19 protein-coding genes are annotated in these 22,871 nt (G+C 63.7%); 8 read left to right on the forward strand and 11 right to left on the reverse strand.

All coding sequences use genetic code 11. The features are described from left to right. Positions 1-56 precede the first annotated feature (56 nt). The 9 genes from CTA01S_RS05480 to rimP all read right to left on the reverse strand — a co-directional run bounded on the left by CTA01S_RS05480 (position 57) and on the right by rimP (position 10,712). A complete protein-coding gene (locus CTA01S_RS05480) occupies positions 57-296 on the reverse strand; it encodes a hypothetical protein (protein WP_019559451.1) in 240 nt (79 codons plus the stop codon). 66 nt (positions 297-362) lie between these two features. After that, the gene (locus tag CTA01S_RS05485) at positions 363-1,475 is read right to left on the reverse strand and encodes an enoyl-CoA hydratase/isomerase family protein (RefSeq protein WP_062193026.1); all 1,113 of its coding nucleotides are present in this window, start codon (positions 1,473-1,475) and stop codon (positions 363-365) included. Then, entirely contained in the window at positions 1,466-2,413 is a 948-nt protein-coding gene (locus CTA01S_RS05490) for a DMT family transporter (RefSeq protein ID WP_019559449.1), read from the reverse strand. Before CTA01S_RS05490 ends, CTA01S_RS05485 begins: the two co-directional genes overlap by 10 nt. Positions 2,414-2,445: 32 nt before the next feature. Beyond that, the gene (gene typA, locus CTA01S_RS05495) at positions 2,446-4,275 is read right to left on the reverse strand and encodes a translational GTPase TypA (RefSeq protein WP_019559448.1); all 1,830 of its coding nucleotides are present in this window, start codon (positions 4,273-4,275) and stop codon (positions 2,446-2,448) included. 47 nt (positions 4,276-4,322) lie between these two features. After that, the gene (truB, locus tag CTA01S_RS05500; protein ID WP_019559447.1) at positions 4,323-5,288 is read right to left on the reverse strand and encodes a tRNA pseudouridine(55) synthase TruB; all 966 of its coding nucleotides are present in this window, start codon (positions 5,286-5,288) and stop codon (positions 4,323-4,325) included. A 7-nt stretch (positions 5,289-5,295) separates the two neighbouring features. Next, positions 5,296-5,658: a 30S ribosome-binding factor RbfA gene (rbfA, locus tag CTA01S_RS05505; RefSeq protein ID WP_019559446.1), complete on the reverse strand. Its 363-nt coding sequence runs from the start codon at positions 5,656-5,658 to the stop codon at positions 5,296-5,298. 83 nt (positions 5,659-5,741) lie between these two features. Further along, a complete protein-coding gene (infB, locus tag CTA01S_RS05510; RefSeq protein ID WP_019559445.1) occupies positions 5,742-8,648 on the reverse strand; it encodes a translation initiation factor IF-2 in 2,907 nt (968 codons plus the stop codon). Between the two features lie 58 nt (positions 8,649-8,706). After that, positions 8,707-10,185, reverse strand: a complete 1,479-nt coding sequence (gene nusA, locus CTA01S_RS05515; RefSeq protein WP_019559444.1) for a transcription termination factor NusA — start codon at positions 10,183-10,185, stop codon at positions 8,707-8,709. Then, on the reverse strand, positions 10,182-10,712 hold the full coding sequence (gene rimP, locus CTA01S_RS05520; RefSeq protein ID WP_019559443.1) for a ribosome maturation factor RimP: 531 nt from the start codon (positions 10,710-10,712) through the stop codon (positions 10,182-10,184). The genes nusA and rimP overlap by 4 nt, the downstream gene beginning before the upstream one ends. Positions 10,713-11,096: 384 nt before the next feature. On the opposite strand from rimP, the gene fabI reads away from it, so the two are divergent. Then, positions 11,097-11,894: an enoyl-ACP reductase FabI gene (gene fabI / locus CTA01S_RS05525; RefSeq protein WP_019559442.1), complete on the forward strand. Its 798-nt coding sequence runs from the start codon at positions 11,097-11,099 to the stop codon at positions 11,892-11,894. 63 nt (positions 11,895-11,957) lie between these two features. Here fabI and CTA01S_RS05530 read toward each other — a convergent pair whose 3' ends face one another. After that, positions 11,958-12,740, reverse strand: a complete 783-nt coding sequence (locus CTA01S_RS05530; RefSeq protein ID WP_062193029.1) for an SHOCT domain-containing protein — start codon at positions 12,738-12,740, stop codon at positions 11,958-11,960. Positions 12,741-12,823: 83 nt separating this feature from the next. Next, positions 12,824-13,816: a glucokinase gene (locus CTA01S_RS05535; RefSeq protein WP_019559440.1), complete on the reverse strand. Its 993-nt coding sequence runs from the start codon at positions 13,814-13,816 to the stop codon at positions 12,824-12,826. A gap of 438 nt (positions 13,817-14,254) precedes the next feature. Here CTA01S_RS05535 and CTA01S_RS05540 point away from each other — a divergent pair, with 438 nt between their 5' ends. The 7 genes from CTA01S_RS05540 to CTA01S_RS05570 all read left to right on the forward strand — a co-directional run bounded on the left by CTA01S_RS05540 (position 14,255) and on the right by CTA01S_RS05570 (position 22,807). After that, a complete protein-coding gene (locus tag CTA01S_RS05540) occupies positions 14,255-15,574 on the forward strand; it encodes a maltoporin (protein WP_019559439.1) in 1,320 nt (439 codons plus the stop codon). 37 nt (positions 15,575-15,611) lie between these two features. After that, positions 15,612-17,384, forward strand: coding sequence for an alpha-glucosidase (locus CTA01S_RS05545; RefSeq protein ID WP_232300998.1), 1,773 nt, complete (start codon positions 15,612-15,614; stop codon positions 17,382-17,384). Between the two features lie 27 nt (positions 17,385-17,411). After that, positions 17,412-18,509, forward strand: a complete 1,098-nt coding sequence (locus tag CTA01S_RS05550; RefSeq protein ID WP_062193034.1) for an ABC transporter ATP-binding protein — start codon at positions 17,412-17,414, stop codon at positions 18,507-18,509. A 75-nt stretch (positions 18,510-18,584) separates the two neighbouring features. Further along, a complete protein-coding gene (gene malE / locus CTA01S_RS05555) occupies positions 18,585-19,787 on the forward strand; it encodes a maltose/maltodextrin ABC transporter substrate-binding protein MalE (protein WP_062193037.1) in 1,203 nt (400 codons plus the stop codon). A 71-nt stretch (positions 19,788-19,858) separates the two neighbouring features. Beyond that, the gene (malF, locus tag CTA01S_RS05560) at positions 19,859-21,391 is read left to right on the forward strand and encodes a maltose ABC transporter permease MalF (protein WP_062193040.1); all 1,533 of its coding nucleotides are present in this window, start codon (positions 19,859-19,861) and stop codon (positions 21,389-21,391) included. Positions 21,392-21,417: 26 nt separating this feature from the next. After that, entirely contained in the window at positions 21,418-22,308 is an 891-nt protein-coding gene (gene malG / locus CTA01S_RS05565) for a maltose ABC transporter permease MalG (RefSeq protein ID WP_062193043.1), read from the forward strand. A gap of 4 nt (positions 22,309-22,312) precedes the next feature. Next, positions 22,313-22,807, forward strand: a complete 495-nt coding sequence (locus tag CTA01S_RS05570; protein WP_156824505.1) for a pullulanase-associated domain-containing protein — start codon at positions 22,313-22,315, stop codon at positions 22,805-22,807. Positions 22,808-22,871 lie beyond the last annotated feature (64 nt).

A 22,871-nucleotide genomic window follows, 5' to 3' on the forward strand; every position in this document is an offset into this window, starting at 1 on the left:
AGTGAAAAAGCATGATTTTCTCAGCCAGGCTGAGTCCGTGCCCGTGCCAGGGATGCTCAAAGGTCGAGCACGTACACCTGGGCCGTCGAGCGCTCTCGTTCGTTGTGACCCGCCAAGGCCGCATCCCACTCCTTGCCCTGGGCACCGACATGGGGCTGCAGGCCGGCGGTCATGACGGCCACCTCCTCGGAGCCGGCGTCGAAGTCGAGCACATGGCGACGCTCACCGTCGAACAGGCGCGCGACCATGACGCCACCCTGCTCGATGAGCAGCAAGTATTTGGCAGGGGCTTGCATACGCACTGCGGCTCGGGCTTCGATTCGACACTGAGCGTAGCACGCGACCGTCGGTCGCGCGATCGTTCAGTACAACCCGTTCAGGGGGTGGGCATGGGCTGGCCAGGGGCTGACGAAGAAGGCCTGCACCATCTCGGGGGTGACGTCCTCGATGCGCGCTGGATTCCAGCGTGGTGCATGGTCCTTGTCCACGGCCAGCGCACGAATGCCCTCCACGGTCTCGCTGGCTGCACCTGGGCGCAAATGAAAGCAATGGCGCACCAGATCGCGTTCCATGCGCAGGTCCTCGGCCAGCGTCATGCGGCGGGCGCGACGAATCTGTTCGAGCGTGACGGCCAGCATCAGGGGTGAGCGCTTGCGCAAGGTCGCAGCGATCTGTGCCGGCCAGTCGCTGTCGGACTGCTGGGCCAGCGCCGCCAAGATGGCGGGCACGTCCTCACCAGCGAAGCAGCGATCGATGGTCGTGAGGTGCGGCCGCAGCATCGGTTCGGGAGCCGGGTGCAAGCGGGATCGGGCCAGCGCCATCAAACTCACGGCATCGGCGTCGACGGACAAGGCCTCGACCAGTTCGTCCATGGCCACACTGGGCAGATATCCGTCGGCCAAGCCCCAGGCGATCGCATCACCCGCCCCGATGACCTGGCCAGTCAATGCCAGAAACTCACCCACCCGCCCCGGGCAGCGCGAGAGGAACCACCCCCCGCCCACATCGGGAAAGAGACCGATGTTGGTCTCGGGCATGGCCATCTTCGTGCGCTCGGTCACGATGCGCAGCGCCGCGCCTTGGCTGATTCCCATGCCTCCACCCATCACGATGCCATCCATCAAAGCGATGTAAGGCTTCGGGTATGCATGGATCAAGTGGTTGAGGCGGTACTCCTCGGTGAAGAAATCCTCCAGCCGCGGATCGCCCGCCAGTGCGGCCTGGTGGAAGAAGCGAATGTCTCCGCCGGCACAAAATGCCACGCCTTTGCCGTCCTGTGTAGCGCCGCGAACCAGCACCGCTTGCACCACGGGATCCTCACGCCAGGCCAGCAGCCAGGCGGTGAGGTCGCGGATCATCGACAAGGACAAGGCGTTGAGCGATTGAGGGCGGTTCAGCGTGATCAGGCCCAGACTGCCGCGGCGCTCGGCCAGAACCAGGCCCTCACCACTGAGGGCGGGAAGGGTCAGTGCCATCGTTGGTCTCCTTGTCGTGTGAGAGAAATCTCGGAAAGCGGCACGGTGGACACCCGGGCAGTGCGACGCAGCCCCACGGCCTCGTTGAACACCAGGGCCCCCAGCACCAGCATGCCGCCCTGCAAGGCATGGGGGGACGGCACCTCGTTGGCACCCAGCCAAGCCCAAGCCACGCCGAAGATCACCTCCAGCAGGGCCAGCAATGCCACTTCCGGCGCGGGCAGCACACGCGCCAGTTGCACCGCGATCAGGCAAGGCACTGCCAACTGGAACACCCCCAGCGTCGCCAGCAGTCCCAGGTCATGGGCACGGGCCTGAAAGGGCCAGGCCAGCGGCAGTGTCACGGCCGCAGAGATCACGGCACCGATCAGCACCGCTGGCAGCATGTCTCGACGCCGGGCATCGTTGGGTTGCTGGGTGGTATGCTGGATCACCGTCCAGTTGATGGCCGCCGCCAGCGGCACGCCCAGGGCCACGAGGGTGCCGACCAGGTGACGCAGCTCGGCCACGGCCCATTCGCGCCCATACATCCACGCGATCCCGGCACCAGCCACGACGATGGCGCCCCAGGTGTGGGCAGGCAAGCGGTGGCGAAGCGTCAGGCGCGCCAGCAGCGCGGTCATCAGGGGGCCCAGGGCCATCGTCACCAGCACATTGGCCACGGTGGTCAGCGTCAGCGCCACCATGAAGCAGGTGTACATGACCGACCACATCACGCCCGACACCCACAGTGGCCAAGCACCGTGGCGCAGCTCTTCCCACAGCCCTCGACCCTTCCACAGCAGCAGGGCCACGGCCATGAAGGCCGCATTGAAGAAGCTGCGCCAAAAGGTCACTTCGAAGGTACGTGCGGCCTCGAGATGCCGGGTGAGCACCCCAGCAATGCTCCACATCAGCGTCACGAGCACCATCAAAGCGATGGCGCGTCCATGCGTCATGCGAGGATCTCCTCGTGGATGGCAGCGCCCATTCAGGCTGCCTCGCGCTGTGCACGCTTGCGCTCGTGCTCCTTCAGGAAACGCTTGCGCAGCCGAATCGACTTGGGCGTGATCTCGACGAGTTCGTCGTCCTCGATGAACTCCACCGCATACTCCAGCGTCAGCTCGATCGGTGGGGTGAGTTTGATCGCATCATCCTTGCCCGAAGCGCGGAAGTTGGTGAGCTGCTTGGTGCGCACTGCGTTGACGACGAGGTCGTTTTCGCGGCTGTGGATGCCGACGATCATCCCCTCATACACGGGATCACCTGGCTTGACGAACATCCGCCCGCGGTCATCGAGCTTGCCCAGCGCATAGGTGACGATCTCACCATCCTCTTGGCTGACCAGCACGCCGTTCTTGCGCCCCTCGATCTCGCCTTTGTAAGGCTCATAGCCGTCGAAGATGTTGCTCAACAGACCGGTGCCGCGGGTGAGGTTGAGAAATTCGTTTTGGAAGCCGATGAGACTACGGGCGGGAATGCGGTACTCCAGACGCACACGCCCCATGCCATCGGGCTCCATGTTGACCAGTTCACCTTTGCGCAAGCCCAGAGCCTGCATCACACCGCCTTGGTGCTGCTCCTCCACGTCGGCCGTGACGAACTCCATGGGCTCACAACGCTGGCCATTGATCTCGCGAAACACCACACGGGGCTTGGAGACGGCGAGCTCGTACCCTTCACGACGCATGTTCTCCAACAGGATGGTCAGATGCAATTCGCCTCGCCCAGACACTTCGAAGACGCCATCCTCGCCGGTTTCACGCACACGCAGGGCCACGTTGGATTGCAGCTCCTTCTGTAGCCGGTCCCAAATCTGGCGACTCGTGACGAACTTGCCCTCGCGTCCGGCCAGCGGCGAGGTGTTGACGCAGAAATTCATCGTCAGTGTCGGCTCGTCGACCTTGAGCATGGGCAGTGGCCGCGGCTGCTCGATCGACGTGACGGTCACACCGATGCCAATCTCATCGATGCCATTGATCAGCACGATGTCGCCAGGTCCCGCAGACTCGACCTGCCGACGCTCGAGTCCTTCGAACTTCAGAACTTGGTTGATGCGTCCTCGGTAGGACCGGCCCTCCGGCCCCTCCATCACCAGCACATCCATCCCGGGGCGCAGCGTGCCGGAGTTGATCCGTCCCACACCGATGCGGCCCACGTAGGTGGAATAGTCCAGCGAAGAAATTTGCAGCTGCAAAGGCGCCTGCGGATCCCCTTGATGGACAGGCACATGCTGCAAGATCGTCTCGAACAGCGGGCTCATGTCCTCCCCCCAGCGGGTGCCGGGCTCGCCTTCGGTGAGCGAAGCCCAACCATTCAGACCCGAGGCATACACCACGGGGAAATCGAGCTGTTCCTCGGTTGCGCCCAGTTTGTCGAACAGATCGAAGGCCGCGTTGATGACATAGTCGGGACGCGCCCCGGGCTTGTCGACCTTGTTGACGACCACGATGGGCTTGAGACCCAACGCTAGCGCTTTCTTCGTGACGAAGCGGGTCTGCGGCATCGGGCCTTCCTGCGCGTCGATCAGCAACACGACACCATCGACCATCGACAGCGCACGCTCGACTTCACCACCGAAGTCGGCATGCCCAGGCGTATCGACGATGTTGATGTGCGTCCCGCGCCAGCTGACGGCGCAGTTCTTGGCCAGGATGGTGATGCCACGCTCGCGCTCCAGGTCGTTGCTGTCCATCACCCGTTCGCCGACCTGCTGGTTCTCGCGGAAGGTTCCGGATTGACGCAGCAGTTGGTCCACCAGCGTGGTCTTACCGTGGTCGACGTGCGCAATGATGGCAATGTTGCGGATGGGCTTGGTCATGATGAATGGACGATGGCGCCCCGGATGAGGCGATCTGGACAGTGCAATCAGAATGAATGGGAGGCAAGCGCGAGCAAGGCCTGCACCTCGGGCGGGCTCAATAGCCGCATGGGAATGAGTTCGCCGGCACGGATCCGGGCGCTGCCGAGAAAGGCCCCCGCTTGCGGACCGTACACGCGAACGGCCTGCGCATCGGGATGGTTCAGCCGTCGACGCATCCCGCTCAGGAAGCGTCCAGCCTCGTCAGCGGCCAGATGCACGGCCGGCCAATGGGCGAGCAGCACGTCTGGGCTCAGGATCTGCGCATCTCGCTCGGCTGGCGCCATCTGCTCCAGCCTCTCGAGTGTGACGGCCTGCCCGACGGACAACGGGCCGCTGGCCGTGCGACGCAGGTCCAGCAAATGGGCGCCACAGCCCAGCGCTTGGCCAAGATCCTCGGCCAGCGTGCGCACATAGGTGCCCTTGCTGCACAGGACATCGATCTCCAGCCGATCATCCCGCCAGGCCACGAGATCGAGGCGATGGATCTTCACGCGCCGGGCTTGACGCTCCACCTCCACGCCGGCACGGGCATATTCGTACAGCGGCCGTCCCTCGCGCTTGAGGGCCGAGTGCATCGGGGGGATCTGCTCGACTTCGCCGGTGAAACGGGCCAGCGCAGCCTCCACCTGAGCCTGCGTCAGCGAGACGGGGCGCTCATCGATCACGGCGCCTTCGGCATCGCCCGTGGTCGTGCGCCGCCCCAATTGCAGCACTGCACGATAGGCCTTGTCGGCTTCGAGACTGACCTGAGAGAACTTGGTGGCCGCACCGAAACACAAGGGCAACAGGCCGGTGGCCAGGGGATCCAAAGTCCCGGTGTGACCGGCCTTTTGGGCCTGCAACAACCGTTTGACTTTCTGCAAGGCATCATTGCTGCTCAGTCCGCGGGGCTTGTCGAGCAGCAACACGCCGTGCAGCGCACGGCGCTCGATGCGATGGCGCGCTGGCGCAACGGTGACGGCTGCAGGCATGACGAGTTCAGTCCTTGGCGCGGGTGGCGTTGGCCTGCGCGATCAGCGCATTCAAATCGGCAGCCCGTTCGGTCGTGCGATCGAAAATGAAATGCAAGGTGGGCACGGTGTGAATCTGCAAGCGCTTGAACAGCCCATTGCGCAGATAGCCGGCGGCTTCGTTCAAGGCAGCCTGGGTTTCCTCGGGATCGCCGACCAGTAGCGAGAAGTAGACCTTCGCATGGGCATAGTCCGGCGTGACTTCCACTGCGTTGAGGGTGACCATCCCAATGCGAGGATCTTTCAGCTCGCGAATGAGTTCGGCCAGGTCGCGTTGAATCTGATCGGCCACCCGGTGGGCACGGTTGGGAATGGATCGCTTGTGTCGCATGGTGGGACTCCGGTTGCTGCCAGAAACACAAACCCCGCCCATCTTTCGATCGGCGGGGCCTGAGCGCGAGAGCGCCTCCGCCTTTACAGCGTGCGTGCCACTTCCTTGATCTCGAAAAATTCGAGGTGGTCACCTTCCTGGACGTCGTTGTAGTTTTTGATGCTCAGACCACACTCGAAGCCTTCCTTGACCTCGCGCACATCATCCTTGAAGCGTTTGAGCGACTCCAGTTCGCCGGTGTAGATGACGACGTTGTCACGCAGCAGACGCAAGCGGGCATTGCGGCGGACCACACCGGACAGCACCATGCATCCGGCAATCGTTCCCACCTTGGAGATGCGGAACACTTGGCGGACCTCGGCCGTGCCGATGATCTCTTCCTTCTGCTCCGGCGCAAGCAGGCCCGACATGGCCGCTTTCACTTCGTCGACCGCGTCATAGATGATGTTGTAGTAGCGGATGTCCACCCCATTGTGCTCGGCCAGCTTGCGCGCGCCCGCATCGGCGCGGGTATTGAAGCCGATGATGACCGCTTTGGATGCCAGCGCAAGGTTGACGTCGCTTTCGCTGATGCCACCCACGGCCGCGTGCACGATTTGCACCTTGACCTCGTCGGTGGACAGCTTCAGCAGCGAAGAGGCCAGCGCCTCCTGTGAACCCTGCACGTCGGCCTTGATGATCAGTGGCAAGGTCTTCACATCACCTTGCCCCATTTGCTCGAACATGTTCTCGAGCTTGGCGGCTTGCTGCTTGGCCAGCTTGACGTCTCGATACTTGCCCTGGCGGAAAGTAGCGATCTCGCGAGCACGACGCTCGTCGGCCAGCACCATGAACTCGTCGCCGGCCTGGGGCACTTCGGTCAGACCCTGAATCTCGACCGGAATGGACGGTCCCGCTTGCTGAGTGGGTTTGCCGTTCTCATCGATCATGGCCCTTACGCGGCCGTAACTGGCTCCTGCCAGCACCACATCGCCGCGCTTGAGCGTGCCCGACTGCACCAGCACCGTGGCCACCGGACCACGGCCTTTGTCCAGCTTCGCCTCAATGACCAAGCCTTTGGCCGGCGCATCCACGGGGGCCTTGAGTTCGAGCACTTCGGCTTGCAGCAGCACGTTCTCCAGCAGGTTGTCGATCCCCTCCCCCGTCTTGGCCGACACCAGACAGAACGGGGCATCGCCGCCATACTCCTCGGGCACGACTTCCTCGGCCACGAGCTCCTGCTTCACACGTTCGGGATTGGCATCGGGCTTGTCGATCTTGTTGACCGCCACGACGATAGGCACACCCGCGGCTTTGGCGTGATGGATGGCTTCGCGAGTTTGCGGCATCACACCGTCGTCGGCAGCCACCACCAGGATCACGATGTCCGTGGCCTTGGCACCACGTGCCCGCATGGCCGTGAACGCCTCGTGACCAGGCGTGTCCAGGAAAGTGATCGTGCCACGAGGCGTGTCCACATGGTAGGCGCCGATGTGCTGCGTGATTCCACCGGCTTCGCCTGCGGCCACCCGTGATCGACGGATGTAGTCCAGCAAGGAGGTCTTGCCATGGTCGACGTGGCCCATCACGGTCACCACCGGGGCGCGCGTCACCAGCTCGGCTTGATGTGCGGTTTGGCTTTCCTCGAGGAAAGCCTCCGGGTCGTCGAGCTTGGCGGCGAAGGCCTTGTGCCCCATTTCCTCGACCACGATCATCGCGGTTTCCTGGTCGAGCTGCTGATTGATCGTGACCATCTGCCCCAGCTTCATCAGCTGTTTGATCACTTCGGAGGCCTTGACCGACATCTTGTGGGCCAGCTCGGCCACGGTGATGGTTTCTGGCACATGCACCTCGTAGACCTGCGGCTCGGTCGGTGCCACGAAGGTCGTGGCCGTCTCGCCACGGTCTCCCCGGCGCGCGCCGCCCTTGGCAGGTGCCCGCCAGCCACCCCGAGTGGTGGCCGCCGTGTCGCCGCGCGTCTTGAGCGTGCGCTTCTTGGCCGCGTCGTCGGCCCAGCTGGACGAAAGCTTCTCGGATTTGACCGACTTCTTGTCGCCCGGCTTGGGTGCGCTGCTGGGCGAGGCTGGCGCCGCAGCGGCAGACGCCGATGTTTTGGGTTTGTGAATGGTGCCTTTGATGCCTTCCTTGCCCGCTTCGGCCTTGGGTTTGTCTTCCTCGGGCTTCTTGGCCGTCATCACGCCGCGCTTGGGAGCGGCCATCATGGCCCGAATCGCAGCCGCCTCGGCTTCAGCGGCCTTGCGTTTACGCTCCAGCTCGGCCAGGCGTTGCTTTTCTTCGGCCTCGACATCGACGGCCTTGACCACCCGCACGGCGGACTTGGGCGGCTCGGCGGCCGCCTGAGCCGGTGCCGGCGCCGGTGCCGGTGCCTGAGCCGGTGCGGCCGCAGGCGCTTGGGCCGGCCCTTGGGCAGCGGCCAGCTCGGCGCGACGCGCCTGCTCGGCACGGGCCGCCTGTTCGGCACGGGCCTTCTCGGCCGCCTCACGCTCGGCCTGCTCGCGCGCACGGGCCTCGGCCTCCTCGCGCTGACGCCGCTCCTGTTCCTCGCGCTGGCGGCGCTTTTCGGCCAACTCCTCTTCTTGACGGCGCAAGAGTTCGGCTTGACGGTTGGCCTCTTCCTCGCGGCGGCGCAGCTCGGCCTCGTCGACGACGGGCTTGGGCGCGGCGACCTCTTCGACCGGCGAAGCGCTTTCGTCACGCTTGACGAACACGCGCTTCTTGCGCACCTCCACTTGGATCGTGCGCGCCTTGCCCGAAGCATCGGCCTGCTTGATCTCGGTGGTGGACTTCTTCGTGATCGTGATCTTCTTGCGCTCGGTGCCGGCGGTTCCGTGCGCCATGCGCAGGTACTCCAGCAAACGCTCCTTGTCGGACTCGGTCAGCAAGTCTTCCGGCGAGGCTTTCGCCACCCCGGCGGACTTCAACTGCTCCAGCAGCGTCGCGGCGGGGCGGTTCAGCTCGGAGGCGAACTGTGCGACTGTGGTAACGGCCATTGTGTGTGATCCTTGACGAACTTGCTTGGGCTGGACGGGCGGAACCTCGGTGCAGCCTTCAGGCCGTGAACCAGTGTTCTCGAGCCTTCATGATGAGCGCTTTGGCCTGTGCCTCGTCGACACCGGTCATCTCGATCAGCTCATCGACCGCCAAGTCGGCGAGATCATCGCGGGTGTGGATGCCGGCGTCGGCCAGCTTGGCAATCAAATCCGCGTTCAGCCCTTCGAGATCGCGCAGGTCCTGCGACACCTCTTCGACCTTCTCCTCACGGGCAATTTCCATCGTCAACAACGCATCTTTGGCGCGCGTGCGCAGCTCGTTGACGGTGTCCTCGTCGAATGCCTCGATCTCGAGCATCTCCTGCAGCGGCACATAGGCCACCTCTTCGAGACTGGTGAACCCTTCCTCGATGAGGATGTCGGCCACCTCCTCGTCGACATCGAGCTTCTCGACGAACAAGCGACGGATCGCGCTGGTTTCCTCGGCCTGCTTCGCCTTGGACTCCTCGGCGGTCATGATGTTGATGCGCCAGCCGGTCAATTCCGAGGCCAGGCGCACATTCTGCCCTCCGCGGCCAATGGCGATCGCCAGGTTCTCCTCGTCCACCACGACATCCATCGCGTGGCGTTCCTCGTCCACCACGATGGACACGACATTGGCCGGGGCCAGCGCACCAATCACGAACTGTGCTGGGTCCTCGGACCACAGCACGATGTCCACACGCTCGCCGGCAAGCTCGTTGGTCACGGCATTCACCCGCGAGCCGCGCACGCCCACACAGGTGCCGATCGGATCGACCCGCTTGTCGTGCGACAGCACCGCGATCTTGGCCCGCGAGCCAGGGTCGCGGGCGCAGCTCTTGATCTCCAGCAGGCCCTGCTCGATTTCTGGCACCTCTTGGCGGAACAGCTCGATCATGAACTGCGGCGAGCTGCGCGACAGGATGATCTGAGGCCCCCGCAAGCTCGGATCGACCTCCAAAATCACCGCACGCACACGGTCTCCGGTGCGCAAGTTCTCCTTGGGGATCATCTCGCTGCGCTTGAGGCGCCCCTCGACACGACCAGACTCGACGATCAGGTCGCCTTTGTCCATCCGCTTGACGGTCCCCACGAAGATCTTGTCGCCGCGAGCCAGAAAGTCGTTGAGCAATTGCTCCCGCTCGGCATCGCGGATTTTTTGCAAGATGACCTGCTTGGCCGCTTGCGCGCCGATTCGGCCGATCGGCACGGACTCGACCGGCTCTTCGATATAGTCGCCGACTTCGATATCGGGAATCTGTTCACGCGCCTCGAACAGCAGGATTTCCGCATCGGGCTGCTGCAGCCCAGCCTCGTCCGGCACGACGTGCCAGCGACGGAAAGTCTCGTACTCACCGGTCTGACGGTCGATCACCACACGGATATCGACCTCGCCCTCGTAGAGCTTCTTGGTGGCGGATGCCAAGGCGGCCTCGACTGCGCTGAACACGACATCGCGTTCCACGTTCTTCTCACGCGAGATCGCGTCCACCAACATCAACAGCTCGCGGTTCATGATTCCTGACCTCCGTCTTCTTGTGCATCGTCCGTGGGCGCAGCCCCAGCTTGCCCCTTGCGCCGACCCTTGAAGTCGATCACGGGCACCAGGCGGGCTTCACGCACCTCGTCCAGAGAAAAATCCAATGCCTGCTCCTGGAGGCCCTCGCGCAACACCAGGCGCCACCCCGAGTCCAGCGGCTCCAACACGCCACGGTACTTCTTCCGCCCCTGGAAAGCCTGCTTGAGAGTGATCTCCACTTCCTGGCCGACAAAGCGGTGGTAATCGGCCTCCTTGCGCAACGGCCGATCCAGACCAGGAGACGACACCTCCAGGCGTCGATAGTCGACGTTTTCCACTTCCAGCACGTACTGGAGCTGGCGCGTCACCCGCTCGCAATCGTCCACGGTGATGAAGGCGCCCCGCGGATCGCCAGCCACGCGGTCGATGAACACGCGCAGCAGCCCTCCCGGGCTGCGCTCGCACTCGACGAAGTCGTACCCCAACCCCGTCACCGTGTTCTCAACCAAGGCCTGCCAACCCATCGCGTACCCAACACTCCCGCAGCAACACCATCCGCAACTTGCACGCGCGCCGACCACCCGCGAGGCGCCCACAGCCCACAAGCGCAACAAGCCACCGCAACCAGCCACCCCAGCCCCGCATCGACACGCACCTCGGCACGCACTTCGCCATGCAACGCGACGCAAACGAGGCCAAGCAAAAAAAATGGGCTGGATATCTCCGCCCATTATTTACAATGGCTCACAATGACTTAGCGAAAGCAGGATTCTACCGCGCCCCACAAGACCAAGCAAGTCCTGGGCCCGTTCGTTGCGTCGGCATGCCGGCACCGCGGGCCGGCGCATCTGGCGCCCCGGACAGCGCGCATGCCAAAATCTTCCTTCTTTGACCCTCGCGGAGACAACATGGGATTTCTCGCCGGCAAGCGCTTTTTGATCACCGGCCTGCTGTCCAACCGATCGATTGCCTATGGCATTGCGCAGGCCTGCCGTCGCGAAGGCGCCGAATTGGCGTTCAGCTATGTGGGCGAACGCTTCAAGGACCGTATCACCGAGTTTGCCCGGGAGTTTGATTCCGACCTGGTGTTCGAATGCGACGTGGGCGACGATGCCCAGATCCAATCCCTGTTCGACCGACTCGGCCAGGCGTGGCCAAGCTTCGATGGGTTCGTCCATTCGATCGGCTTTGCCCCACGCGAGGCCATCGCGGGCGAGTTCCTCGACGGCCTGTCACGCGAAGCGTTTCGCATCGCGCACGACATTTCGGCCTACAGCTTCCCGGCCATGGCCAAGGCTGCGCTGCCGCGCCTCAGCCCCAAGGCCGCACTGCTGACCCTGACCTACCTGGGCGCCGTGCGCGCCGTGCCGAATTACAACACGATGGGGCTGGCCAAAGCCTCGCTGGAAGCCAGCGTACGCTATCTTGCCGCCCAGCTCGGCGCCCGCGGCATCCGCGTCAATGGCATCTCCGCCGGCCCGATCAAGACCTTGGCTGCCTCGGGCATCAAAGGCTTCAGCAAGATCCTGGACATCGTCGAGTCCAATGCCCCCCTGCGGCGCAATGTCACGATCGAAGACGTGGGCAATGTGGCGGCTTTCTTGCTGTCCGATCTCGCCTCGGGCGTGACCGCCGAGATCACCTATGTCGATGCAGGATTCAGTCGCGTCATGGGCGGTCTTCAGCCCGGAGCGCTCGAAGCCTGAGCGTCGCGCCAGTGGCCGGACGACGCCCGGCGGCGACCGTCGCCGCCGGGGTCTCGGGCAGCCTCACAGCAATTGCAAGACCTCCTGGCGCTTGCGCTGGAATTCCTCATCCGTGATCAGCCCCTGATCACGCAAGCGCTGCAGTCCGCGCAAGCGCTGCTCCTGCTCCTCGTAAAACCGCTCATCGCGTCGAGCAGGCGCGGGTGACGCCGCCGAGCCCGGACCGAGGGCCGGCGCCGCCGCCGGCGCAGGCGCCGCAACCACCGGCTGCAACGGAAACACCAACCAATCGGCCCGCTTGACCCGAGCTTGCGCGCTGGCCACGGTCGAAGGCCCCGCTTGCGTGCGCGAACCATGCTCGAACCGCGGCAACACCTTCGTGGCGCGGTAAGCGTGGAAAAACTCCAGGCGCGCATCGTGCACGATCAAGTTCAAGCCTTGATCGTCGATGAACAAGCGGGCCGTCACACCATATGGCGTGCTCAAGAAGTTTCCGTGACGTCGCGCCGTGCTGAGCAGCTCCACGTCCTGGCCAGGCGTTGCTGCGGCAAACGCCTGCACCAAGACGCCGACCCAGTCCTCCAGCTCGTCCTGGCTGAACAACGCCTCCGCACGATCTCGCACGACCGTGGTGACGCTGGCCAGCGCGCGCCGCACCAGCTCCGGGGTCACGATGGCCGGATGAGCATTGGGCGCCTCGTGGCCCGCCTCCCGTGCGGCCAAGCGAATGTACGTCAGCTCATTGATGCGCCATTCCCGCGCTCGCGGGGCCACCGAGGCGTCGGCCGCCACGGCTGGCGCCCATCCGCCGGGACCCCATCCTGCCGCCAGGGCCAGCAGCACCATGGTTGCCGCGACCCGATGTCGCCCCCGAGCCACCGCCCGGGAGTGTCGATGTTCCTGGCTCACCCGGCCCATCCGTACCCCCTTCAACTCAGTTCATCCAAAGCCCGCGCCGCCCCCAGCAAAGCGGGATGAGCGGCTTGCACGACGTAGGTCGGAATCTCGGCCAGATAAGACTTGAATCGACCCTTGTCCTCGAAACGCCGCCGGAAAGCAGACCGATCGAACCATGCGCCCAGACGCGGCACGATGCCGCCGCCGATGTACACCCCCCCACGCGCGCCCAAGGTGAGCGCAAGATTGCCAGCCACCGTGCCCAGGAAGCTACAGAACAACGCCAGAGCCTGTTCGCAGGCGGGGTCCTGTGCGCTCAAGCCTGCCTGCGACACCTCCGCCGGGCTCAGGGCTGCCGGCGCGATGCCACGTAGCTGGCATACGGCATCGTAAAGATGCACCAAGCCCGGCCCCGACAAGGCGCGCTCGGCAGAAGCATGCCCGAAGCGCCGCCGCAAAACGCGCAGCACCGCCTCTTCCTCTTCGTCGGCCGCCGCCAAGGTCACGTGCCCCCCTTCGCCATGGACCGGCACCAAGCGCCCGCCCCCCCATGAGAGCAACCCCGAGACGCCCAAGCCCGTCCCCGGCCCCACCAAGGCCCTGGGCTCTCCCTCGACGGCGCGGCCACCCCCCACCAGGCGCAGATCGTCGCCCGACAGCGAAGGCAGCGACATGGCCAACGCCGTGAAATCATTGAGCACCAGCAAGCGCTGCAGCCCCAAGCCATCGCGCAAGGCGCCAATGGAGAAGGCCCAGTGGTGATTGGTCATCTGAACCCAGTCGCCGGTCACCGGATTGGCGATACCAATCGCACACCAAGGCGGGACGCCCAGCCCCTCATCCGCCAAATACGCCCGGATCACGGACTCCAGCGACTCATAGGCAGCACAGGCATAGGTCTTCACACGCTCGGGCAAGCGGCCAGGGGCTGCCACCCAGGCCAGGCGGGCGTTCGTCCCGCCAATGTCCCCGACCAGGCGGGGGTAGGTTGGATCCACAGTGTCGTCTTCCTCGATGAATGGCATCCGGGCGCTTGGCAAAAGCATGCCCCGGATGTAGGCAAACTACATCTAGATGCTAGACGAGTTCGAACGCCCTGTCCACGCCCGATCCATCCACTCGCGGCCGCAGCGATGATTGCGCCGTCAGGTCATGTAGGCGTGTAGTCGTACAGGGTTATCCCGGGTTCAGAATGAGTAGTTTTATTTCTAACATCCGATTCGTTATCAAACTACACGCCTATCTGTAGTGATCCTACAACCTGCCATGACGGACGCGAGCTTCTCGGCGGCACCCCGCCCAGCGGCCGTGATGGCTCCGCGGTCTTCAGCGCGAGCGAGTTCGCGACGCCCGACCCGGCGTCGCCTCTTTTTCGCAGCCACACCCGGTTTCCCCAACCGCTGCGAAGCGGCCTCGGCCGTGCGCAGCATGACCCCCAGCCATCACTCATGAGGAGTTCCACCATGCATCACAAATTCAAGCTGCTGGCTGCCGCGGCAGCCGTGGCCGGCGCTTTCGCCGCGCCGGCCACGTGGGCGCAAGGCATCGAGTTCCACGGTTATGTGCGCACTCAGGTCGGCGGCACCAGCGAAGGCGGCAACCTGCAATGTTTCCGCCTCGGTTGGCCCGCGCAGGCCAAGTACCGACTGGGCAATGAATGCGACAACTACGGCGAAGCGGCGGTATCGGTGCCCTTTGGCAAGTCCGACGGTGCTTGGGCGAAGTACAACCTGCGCCTGGCACTGCGCGAAAAGGGAGCGCAAGACTATGAAAGCGTGATCGACCCCAACCCTTCGAGCGACAGCAAGAGCTTCGACATCGCCAGTCGCGAGAACTACGTCATCGCCGGCGGCTTCTTTCCCGACGGTGCACTGCAGGACGCCAAGGTCTGGGTGGGCAAGCGCTTCTACAACCGCCACGACGTGCACATCAACGACTACTACTACTGGGCCAACACCGGCCCCGGCGCCGGCATCGAAGACGTCGAGGTGGGGCCGGCCAAATTTGCGTTCGCCTACCACCAAAACGGTGGCAACTCGGGCTTGGACGGCGCGCCGGGCAGCTTCGTGTTCGGTGGTGGCGTGGGCGTGAATGCCGCCAAGCGCTATGAATTCCGCTTCTACGACATCGGCGTCAATCCCAACGGCAAGCTCGAACTGGCCGCCCAAATCATCCGTGGCAGCAACGCCATCGCCAGTGACGAGAAAACGGGTTACCTATTGACGGCTCAGCACTTTCAGGGCGGCGTCCTCGGCGGATTCAACAAGCTTGCGCTGCAGTACGGCCGGGGCAATGGCGCCGGCATGAACTGGATCCCGGCCTACGCCGGCGGCAACAACGACACCAAGGGAGAGTCGATTCGCCTGGTCGAGCAGATCTACATCGCGCCTGCAGGCAGCAACTGGTCCGGCATGGGCACGTTCATCTGGGACAACCTGAAGAAGGCCCCCTGGGATCTGGAGCAACGCCAATGGATGAGCTTCGGGGTGCGTCCGCAATACAACTTCAGCGACAACTTCTCGCTGGCGGTGGAGCTGGGCGTGGACCGCGCCAAGGACGACAGCCAAACCAACGCGAAATGGGCCACGCTCACCAAGCTGACCATCGCGCCGCAGCTGTCCCTGTCGCGCGGGTTCTGGTCGCGTCCGGTGTTGCGCGGTTTCGTGACCTACGCCACCTGGAACGAGGCGGCTCGCAGTGGCGTCAACGCGAACTCGAACAACGTGTTTGCCGACAAGAAGTCTGGCCTGACCTATGGCGTGCAGGCCGAGACCTGGTGGTGATGCGCAACGCCGTGCCGGCTCGTGACGGCACGGCGGCATGAGCGCATGGGCGGCGCAGCGCCGCCTGCAAAGCGATGGGCATCGACATGCCGTGTCCATCGCTTTGCACCAGGGGTGCCAAAACCAACCGCAAACTGACGGACTTTCCGACGTGACCTTCGTCTCGACCACACCTGCACGCGCCACGGACTGGTGGCGCGGCGCCATCATCTATCAGATCTACCCTCGCAGCTTCGCCGACAGCAACGGCGATGGCATCGGGGACTTGCCCGGCATCATTGAGCACCTGCCCTATGTGGCCCGCCTGGGGGTGGATGCGATTTGGATATCGCCGTTCTTCCGCTCCCCGATGAAAGACTTCGGCTACGACATCGCCGACTACCGCGATGTCGACCCGATGTTTGGCACCTTGGCCGATTTCGATCGCTTGGTCCAGCGTGCGCACGAATTGGGACTGAAGGTGATGATCGATCAGGTGCTGTCGCACACCTCCGACCAACACCCCTGGTTCGTCGAAAGCCGCCGCAGCCGCGACAACCCCCGGGCCGATTGGTACGTCTGGGCCGACCCCAAGCCCGATGGCACGCCTCCGAACAATTGGCTCAGCGTCTTTGGTGGATCGGCCTGGCAGTGGGACCCGCGTCGTCGCCAGTACTACTTGCACAACTTTCTGGCCAGCCAGCCGGACCTGAATTTCCACCACCCGGCGGTGCAACAGCAGGTGCTGGAGGACATCCGCTTCTGGCTGGAACGCGGGGTGGACGGATTCCGCTTCGATGCCTGCAACTTCCATTTCCACGATCGGCATTTGCGCGACAACCCGCCAGCGACACAACGCGACACCAAGACGGTCATGGAGACCAATCCGTATGGGATGCAGCGCCACCTGTACGACAAGACGCAGCCGGAGAACTTGGTCTTCCTGCAGCGTGTGCGTGCGCTGCTGGACGAGTATGGCGCAGCCAGCGTGGGTGAGGTCGGCGACGATGATTCGCTCAAGACCATGGCCGCCTACACGGCCGATGGCGACAAATTGCACATGGCCTACAGCTTCAACCTGCTGACGTCCGAGCGCAGTGCTGCGTACATCCGTCAACAGGTCGAGGAGCTGGAAGCCCAGATGAAGGACGGCTGGGCCTGCTGGTCCTTCGGCAACCACGATGTGGCCCGTGTGATGACGCGCTGGGGCGGGCCAGGCGCTTCGACCGATTTCATCAAAGTGGCCGGGGCCATGCTGATGAGCCTGCGAGGCAGCGTGTGCTGGTGGCAAGGCGATGAACTGGCCCTGACCGAAGCCGATATCCCGTTCGAGAAGCTGCAAGATCCTTACGGCAAGGCCTTCTGGCCCGAATTCAAGGGCCGCGATGGTTGCCGCACGCCCATGCCCTGGTCGAGCACGCGGCCGCATGGGGGCTTCAGTGGTGATGCCACGGTGGAACCCTGGTTGCCGGTGCCGCCCGAGCATCTCGCTCGAGCAGTGGACCTCAGCGAGGCCGACCCCGCCTCGCCCTTGCAGGCGCTGCGCCGATTCATGGCCTGGCGCAAGGCACAGCCAGCGCTGATTGGCGGCGACATTCGCTTCTTCGATGCCCCCGAACCGGTGCTCGCACTGGCGCGCACCCCGGCCGCCGACCAGCCAGGCGATGCGGTCCTGGCATTGTTCAACTTGGGATCGGAACCCGTGAGCTTCGAGCTGCCGCAGGCACCGGCCAGCGTGGCACTCGACGATCATGGCTTTGCCGGCGCGCATCGCCAGGCTCAGCGTTTCACCTTGCCCGCCTACGGTGCCTACTTCGGCAAGATGGTGTGATGTCCGACGCCTGAATCGAATCCAACCATGGCCCATCTCCAACTCAAGGCGCTGCGCAAATCCTACGGCCAGATCGAGACGCTGCACGGCATCGATCTGGACATCCACGACGGTGAGTTCATCGTCTTCGTCGGCCCCTCGGGCTGCGGAAAGTCCACGCTGCTGCGCTGTATCGCCGGACTGGAAGACATCACCAGCGGCGAGCTGTACATCGACGGACGGCTGGTCAACGAAGTGCCCCCGGCCAAGCGAGGCATTGCGATGGTTTTCCAGAGCTATGCCTTGTATCCCCACATGACCGTGGCGGAAAACATGGCCTTCGGGCTGCGCCTGGCGGGGGTGAAGAAGCACGAGCAGGAAGCCGCCGTTCGGCGAGCCGCGCAGATCCTGCAAATCGAGCATCTGCTGGACCGCAAGCCCAAGGCACTGTCCGGCGGGCAGCGGCAACGGGTGGCCATCGGCCGAGCCATCGTGCGCAAGCCAGGCGTCTTCCTCTTCGACGAACCCTTGTCCAACCTGGACGCCGCGCTGCGGGTGCAAATGCGGGTCGAGTTGGCCCGACTGCACCGTGAACTCAAGACCACCATGGTGTATGTCACGCACGACCAGGTCGAGGCCATGACCCTCGCTCATCGCATCGTGGTGTTCCATGCCGGACGCATCGAACAGGTCGGCACACCGATGGAGCTGTACCACCGGCCAGCCAACCTCTTCGTGGCCGGCTTCATCGGCTCGCCCAAGATGAACTTCATTTCCGCCACCCTGGAGTCGGCCGCGGCCACCGAAGCGCTGTTGCGGCTGGGCGATGGACGCACCATCCGCGCGGCCGTCGATGCCACCGGTGTGGCCGCCGGTACACCGGTGACCGTGGGCGTGCGTCCCGAACACCTCGCCACCGATGGCCTCGACACGAGCAACCAACTGCGCGGCATCGTGCAAGCCGCCGAGCATCTCGGCGACGTCACCTACTTGTATGTGGACCTTCCCGGCGCTTCAGCACCCGTGGTGGTGCGCGCATCGCCGGACACCCCGTTGGGCATCGGCGACATCGCCCACCTCGGCGTACCGCCCCAACGCTGCCACGTTTTCGATCCCCACGGTCATGCCCTGCCCCGCGCAGGATGACCGAGCCCCTTTTCCCCAACCGTGTCACTGCACGACCCCAAGCGCCCGAACAGGCCGAAACCAAAGGAGCAAGCCATGAACATTCAACGTCAACGCATCAAGCTGGTGGCCGCGGCCACTGCGCTGGCCTTGTCGGCCGGCTTCACTGCGCCGGCTCTTGCCGTCGAGCCCGGCAAACTGCTGATCTGGATCAACGGCGACAAAGGCTACAACGGACTGCAGAAAGTCGGCGATGAATTCGAGAAGAAGACCGGTGTGAAAGTGACGGTCGAGCATCCGGAAGATGCCCCGGGCAAATTCCAGCAGGCCGCCGCCGCAGGCAAAGGCCCGGACATCTGGATCTGGGCCCACGACCGCGTGGGAGAGTGGATCCAAGGCGGCCTGCTGCAGCCCGTCACCCCATCCAAGAAGATCGTCGAAGACATCGACCCATTGGCATGGAAGGCCTTCAATATCGGCGGCCGCACCTGGGGCTACCCGATCTCGATCGAAGCAGTGGCCCTCATCTACAACAAGGATCTGGTGCCGACTCCACCCAAGAGCTTCGAAGAAGTGATCGCGCTAGACAAGAAACTCTCGGCTCAAGGCAAGAAAGCCATTCTCTGGGACTACAACAACACCTACTTCACTTGGCCGCTGCTGGCAGCCAACGGTGGGTATGCCTTCAAACAAAAGGCCGACGGCACCTATGATCCGACCGACACCGGAGTCAACAACGCCGGGGCTCTCAAAGGTGCCGAGCTGATCGTCAAGATGATCAAAGACGGCGTGATGCCCAAGGGCGCCGGCTATGCCGACATGGAAGCCGCCGTCAACCAGGGCAAGGTCGCGATGATGATCAATGGACCCTGGGCCTGGGACAACCTGAGGAAGTCCAAAATCAACTTCGGCGTGACCAAGATCCCCACCGTGGCCGGCAAGAAGGCGGCGCCCTTCGTCGGCGTGATGGGGGCCATGATCAACAAGGCCTCACCGAACCGTGAACTTGCCATCGAGTTCATCGAAAACCACATGCTCAGCGTGGCAGGCCTCAAGACCATCAACGACGATGTGCCGCTGGGCACGCCGGCGTCCAAATCCTTCTTCAACCAGCTCAAGAGCGACCCCAACATCCAGGCCACGATGGCCAGCGCGCAAGACGGCGCTCCCATGCCCAACATCCCGGAGATGGGGCGCTTTTGGTCCTCGATGGCTTCGGCACTACAGAACATGACCGAAGGACGCCAAAGCCCCAAGGAAGCCTTGGACGCTGCGGCCAAGCGCATCACCGCCAAGTGACCTGACCCAAGGCCCGCAAGAGTTGCACCCTGGTGGTTCGGCCTCCAAGCCGGACCACCCAAGCATTCCGTATGACTCAGACTTCCGTCCTGCAGCGTTGGGCTCCCCGGATGACCGGCTTCGTGCTGGCCCTGGGAGCGCTTTACCTCGTCACCCTCGTCTACGCTGCCGGCGAAATGCTGCTGGCCGGCACCTTGCTGGTGGTCATCGCCCTGGCGGCGTGGGTCTACACCTCGCAGCGCCTGTACGCCTGGCGCTATCTCTTTCCCGGCTTGGCCGCGGTGATCATTTTCGTGGTCTTTCCGATGTTGTATACGGTGGCCATCAGCTTCACCAACTACAGCTCGCGCAACCTGCTCAGTTTCGAGCGTGCCACGGCCTACCTGCTGGATGAAACCTACCAAGCCGAAGGACGCACTTACGACTTTGCACTGCTGAGCGATGGTCAGCGCCACATCCTCCGCTTGCAAGCGCCAGACACAGGCGAGGTCTTCCTCACGCCTGCCATCGACCTCGAGGATGCGTGGCCGAGCTCCGTGGCCGCGGCACCCGCCGCGCAGCAGCCGCCCCAGCTTGCCACGGTCGAACTGCGCGAACTCATTCGCCTACAGCCCCGCCTGCGCAGCCTCACCATCGCCATGCCCGATGGCACGACCGTGCGCATGAGCAGCCTGCGTCAGTTCGCACCGGTGCGAAAACTCTATGTCCGCAACGCCGACGGCAGCCTGACGAATCAACGAGATGGTTCGGTGCTGCGCCCCAATTTCCAGGTCGGTTTCTACCAAACCGAAGCAGGCGAGAACGTACCCCCGGGGTTCCAGGTGAACATCGGTGCCTCCCACTATGTGCGCATCTTCACCGACGAAGCCTTCCGCGAGCCCTTCGTGCGCATCTTCATCTGGACGGTCGTCTTCGCGGCGCTGACCGTGCTGTTTGCGACCTCGTTGGGCATGGTGCTGGCCGTGCTGCTGAGTTGGGAGGCCTTGCGTTTCCGCGGCATCTACCAGACGTTGCTCTTCTTGCCCTACGCCGTGCCGGGCTTCATCTCCATCCTGGTGTTCAAGGGCCTGTTCAACAACAACTTCGGCGAAATCAACCTCATCTTGCACGGCTTGTTTGGCATCAAGCCCGCCTGGTTCTCGGACCCTTTTCTGGCCAAGGTGATGCTGCTCATCGTCAACACCTGGCTGGGTTATCCGTACATGATGGTGTTGTGCATGGGACTGCTCAAGGCCATCCCGTCGGACCTCTACGAAGCCTCGGCCGTGGCAGGCGCCGGGCCACTGACCAACTTCTTCCGTATCACGCTGCCACTGATCATCAAACCACTCAGCCCGCTGTTGATCGCCTCCTTCGCGTTCAACTTCAACAATTTCGTGCTGATCAATTTGCTGACCGGCGGACGGCCCGACTTCCTCGACACGCAGATCCCTGCGGGCACCACCGACATCTTGGTGTCGTACACCTATCGCATCGCCTTCGAGGACTCGGGCCAGAACTTCGGCCTGGCCGCTGCCATCTCGACGGTGATCTTCACGATGGTGGCGCTGCTGTCATGGTTCAACCTGCGAGCCACCCGCATCACCCAAGAAGAAGCCCGCTGAAGCCCTCCAGAGGAGCATTCCCGACCATGGCCATCGTTCTCGACAAATCCCATCGCTGGCGTGTACTGGCTGCGCACGTGTTCCTGATCGCGCTCATTGCGGTCATCGTCTTTCCGTTCCTGATGATCCTGTCGATCTCGCTGCGGCCAGGCAACTTCGCTGCCGGCAGCCTGATCCCCGACCAAATCAGCCTGGAGCACTGGAAGCTCGCACTGGGCATCGCCTACGAAGGGCCCGACGGCCGCCTGGTCGAGCCCCCCTTTCCCGTGCTGCGCTGGTTGTGGAATTCGGTGAAGGTGGCCACGCTGTCGGGGATCATCACCCTGCTGCTGTCCACCACCGCGGCCTATGCCTTCGCTCGCATGAAGTTCCGCGGGAAGTCGCAGGCGCTCAGCGCCCTGCTGCTGATCCAGATGTTCCCTGCGGTGCTGGCACTGGTGGCCCTCTACGCCGTCTTCGACCGCATTGGCCATGTCTTCCCGCTGTTCGGCATCGACAGCCATGCGTCGCTGCTGCTGGCCTATGCAGGGGGCATCGGCCTGTTCACCTGGACGATCAAGGGCTATTTCGACACCATCCCCGGCGAGATCGAGGAGGCGGCCAAAGTCGACGGTGCTTCGCCTTGGCAAGCCTTCCGATGGGTGCTCCTGCCCATGGCCGTTCCCATTCTGCTGGTCGTCTTCCTGCTGGCCTTCATCCACGCGATCATCGAGTATCCGGTGGCCTCCGTGCTGCTGCAGAAGCAAGACCAGCTCACACTGGCCGTGGGCTCCAAGCTCTTCCTCTATGAACAGCGTTACCTGTGGGGCGATTTTGCCGCCGCCGCCATCCTCTCAGGTTTGCCCATCACCGTGGTCTTCATCCTCGCCCAGAAATGGATGGTTTCCGGCTTGACCGCCGGCGGACTGAAAGGATGAGCCCGTGACGACCCATCCCCAACCGCGCCTCAACCCCCAGCAAGGAGACATGACGATGAAGCGCTTCTCTTCCCTTTTGAAATCCGCCCTTGCCACTGCCACGCTCGTGGTTGGCACCGCAACCCTGGCTCAGGGATCGGCGCCGCCGCCTGGCTACGTGTCCATCCATTACAACCGTTGCGACAACAACTATGACGGATGGGGGGTGCACCTCTGGAAGGACGGAGGCATTCCCTTGCCCGGCATCGAATGGCAAAAGCCGATGATGCCCACCGGCAAAGACGATTTCGGCGTGTACTGGCACACCAAGCTGGACGACTACGTCAATGGCCGGGTGAACTACATCATCCACAAGGGTGATACCAAGGACCAAGGCGGCCGCGACATGGCCTTCGATGGCAAGGTTCACAAGCAAATCTGGGTGAACAATGGCGACCGCGCCATCTACACCTCGCTGGCCGATGCAAAAAAGGCCCGCGAGGCCAAGCCCTGCAAGTGAGCTGACACCGGGCCCCGCCGCGGCGTAAGCCCGCTTGGCGGGGCACGCCCCCCATGCCACCTGC

The sequence above is a fragment of the Caldimonas taiwanensis NBRC 104434 genome, from assembly GCF_001592165.1.
Classification (GTDB): Bacteria; Pseudomonadota; Gammaproteobacteria; order Burkholderiales; family Burkholderiaceae_C; genus Caldimonas; species Caldimonas manganoxidans.

Excerpts from the sequence above, each read along its gene's own strand:
- CTA01S_RS05480 (WP_019559451.1), bottom strand. The coding sequence starts at position 296 with ATGCAAGCCCCTGCCAAATACTTGCTGCTCATCGAGCAGGGTGGCGTC.
- CTA01S_RS05485 (WP_062193026.1), bottom strand. The coding sequence starts at position 1,475 with ATGGCACTGACCCTTCCCGCCCTCAGTGGTGAGGGCCTGGTTCTGGCC.
- CTA01S_RS05490 (WP_019559449.1), bottom strand. The coding sequence starts at position 2,413 with ATGACGCATGGACGCGCCATCGCTTTGATGGTGCTCGTGACGCTGATG.
- typA (WP_019559448.1), bottom strand. The coding sequence starts at position 4,275 with ATGACCAAGCCCATCCGCAACATTGCCATCATTGCGCACGTCGACCAC.
- truB (WP_019559447.1), bottom strand. The coding sequence starts at position 5,288 with ATGCCTGCAGCCGTCACCGTTGCGCCAGCGCGCCATCGCATCGAGCGC.
- rbfA (WP_019559446.1), bottom strand. The coding sequence starts at position 5,658 with ATGCGACACAAGCGATCCATTCCCAACCGTGCCCACCGGGTGGCCGAT.
- infB (WP_019559445.1), bottom strand. The coding sequence starts at position 8,648 with ATGGCCGTTACCACAGTCGCACAGTTCGCCTCCGAGCTGAACCGCCCC.
- nusA (WP_019559444.1), bottom strand. The coding sequence starts at position 10,185 with ATGAACCGCGAGCTGTTGATGTTGGTGGACGCGATCTCGCGTGAGAAG.
- rimP (WP_019559443.1), bottom strand. The coding sequence starts at position 10,712 with ATGGGTTGGCAGGCCTTGGTTGAGAACACGGTGACGGGGTTGGGGTAC.
- fabI (WP_019559442.1), top strand. The coding sequence starts at position 11,097 with ATGGGATTTCTCGCCGGCAAGCGCTTTTTGATCACCGGCCTGCTGTCC.
- CTA01S_RS05530 (WP_062193029.1), bottom strand. The coding sequence starts at position 12,740 with ATGGTGCTGCTGGCCCTGGCGGCAGGATGGGGTCCCGGCGGATGGGCG.
- CTA01S_RS05535 (WP_019559440.1), bottom strand. The coding sequence starts at position 13,816 with ATGCCATTCATCGAGGAAGACGACACTGTGGATCCAACCTACCCCCGC.
- CTA01S_RS05540 (WP_019559439.1), top strand. The coding sequence starts at position 14,255 with ATGCATCACAAATTCAAGCTGCTGGCTGCCGCGGCAGCCGTGGCCGGC.
- CTA01S_RS05545 (WP_232300998.1), top strand. The coding sequence starts at position 15,612 with ATGAGCGCATGGGCGGCGCAGCGCCGCCTGCAAAGCGATGGGCATCGA.
- CTA01S_RS05550 (WP_062193034.1), top strand. The coding sequence starts at position 17,412 with ATGGCCCATCTCCAACTCAAGGCGCTGCGCAAATCCTACGGCCAGATC.
- malE (WP_062193037.1), top strand. The coding sequence starts at position 18,585 with ATGAACATTCAACGTCAACGCATCAAGCTGGTGGCCGCGGCCACTGCG.
- malF (WP_062193040.1), top strand. The coding sequence starts at position 19,859 with ATGACTCAGACTTCCGTCCTGCAGCGTTGGGCTCCCCGGATGACCGGC.
- malG (WP_062193043.1), top strand. The coding sequence starts at position 21,418 with ATGGCCATCGTTCTCGACAAATCCCATCGCTGGCGTGTACTGGCTGCG.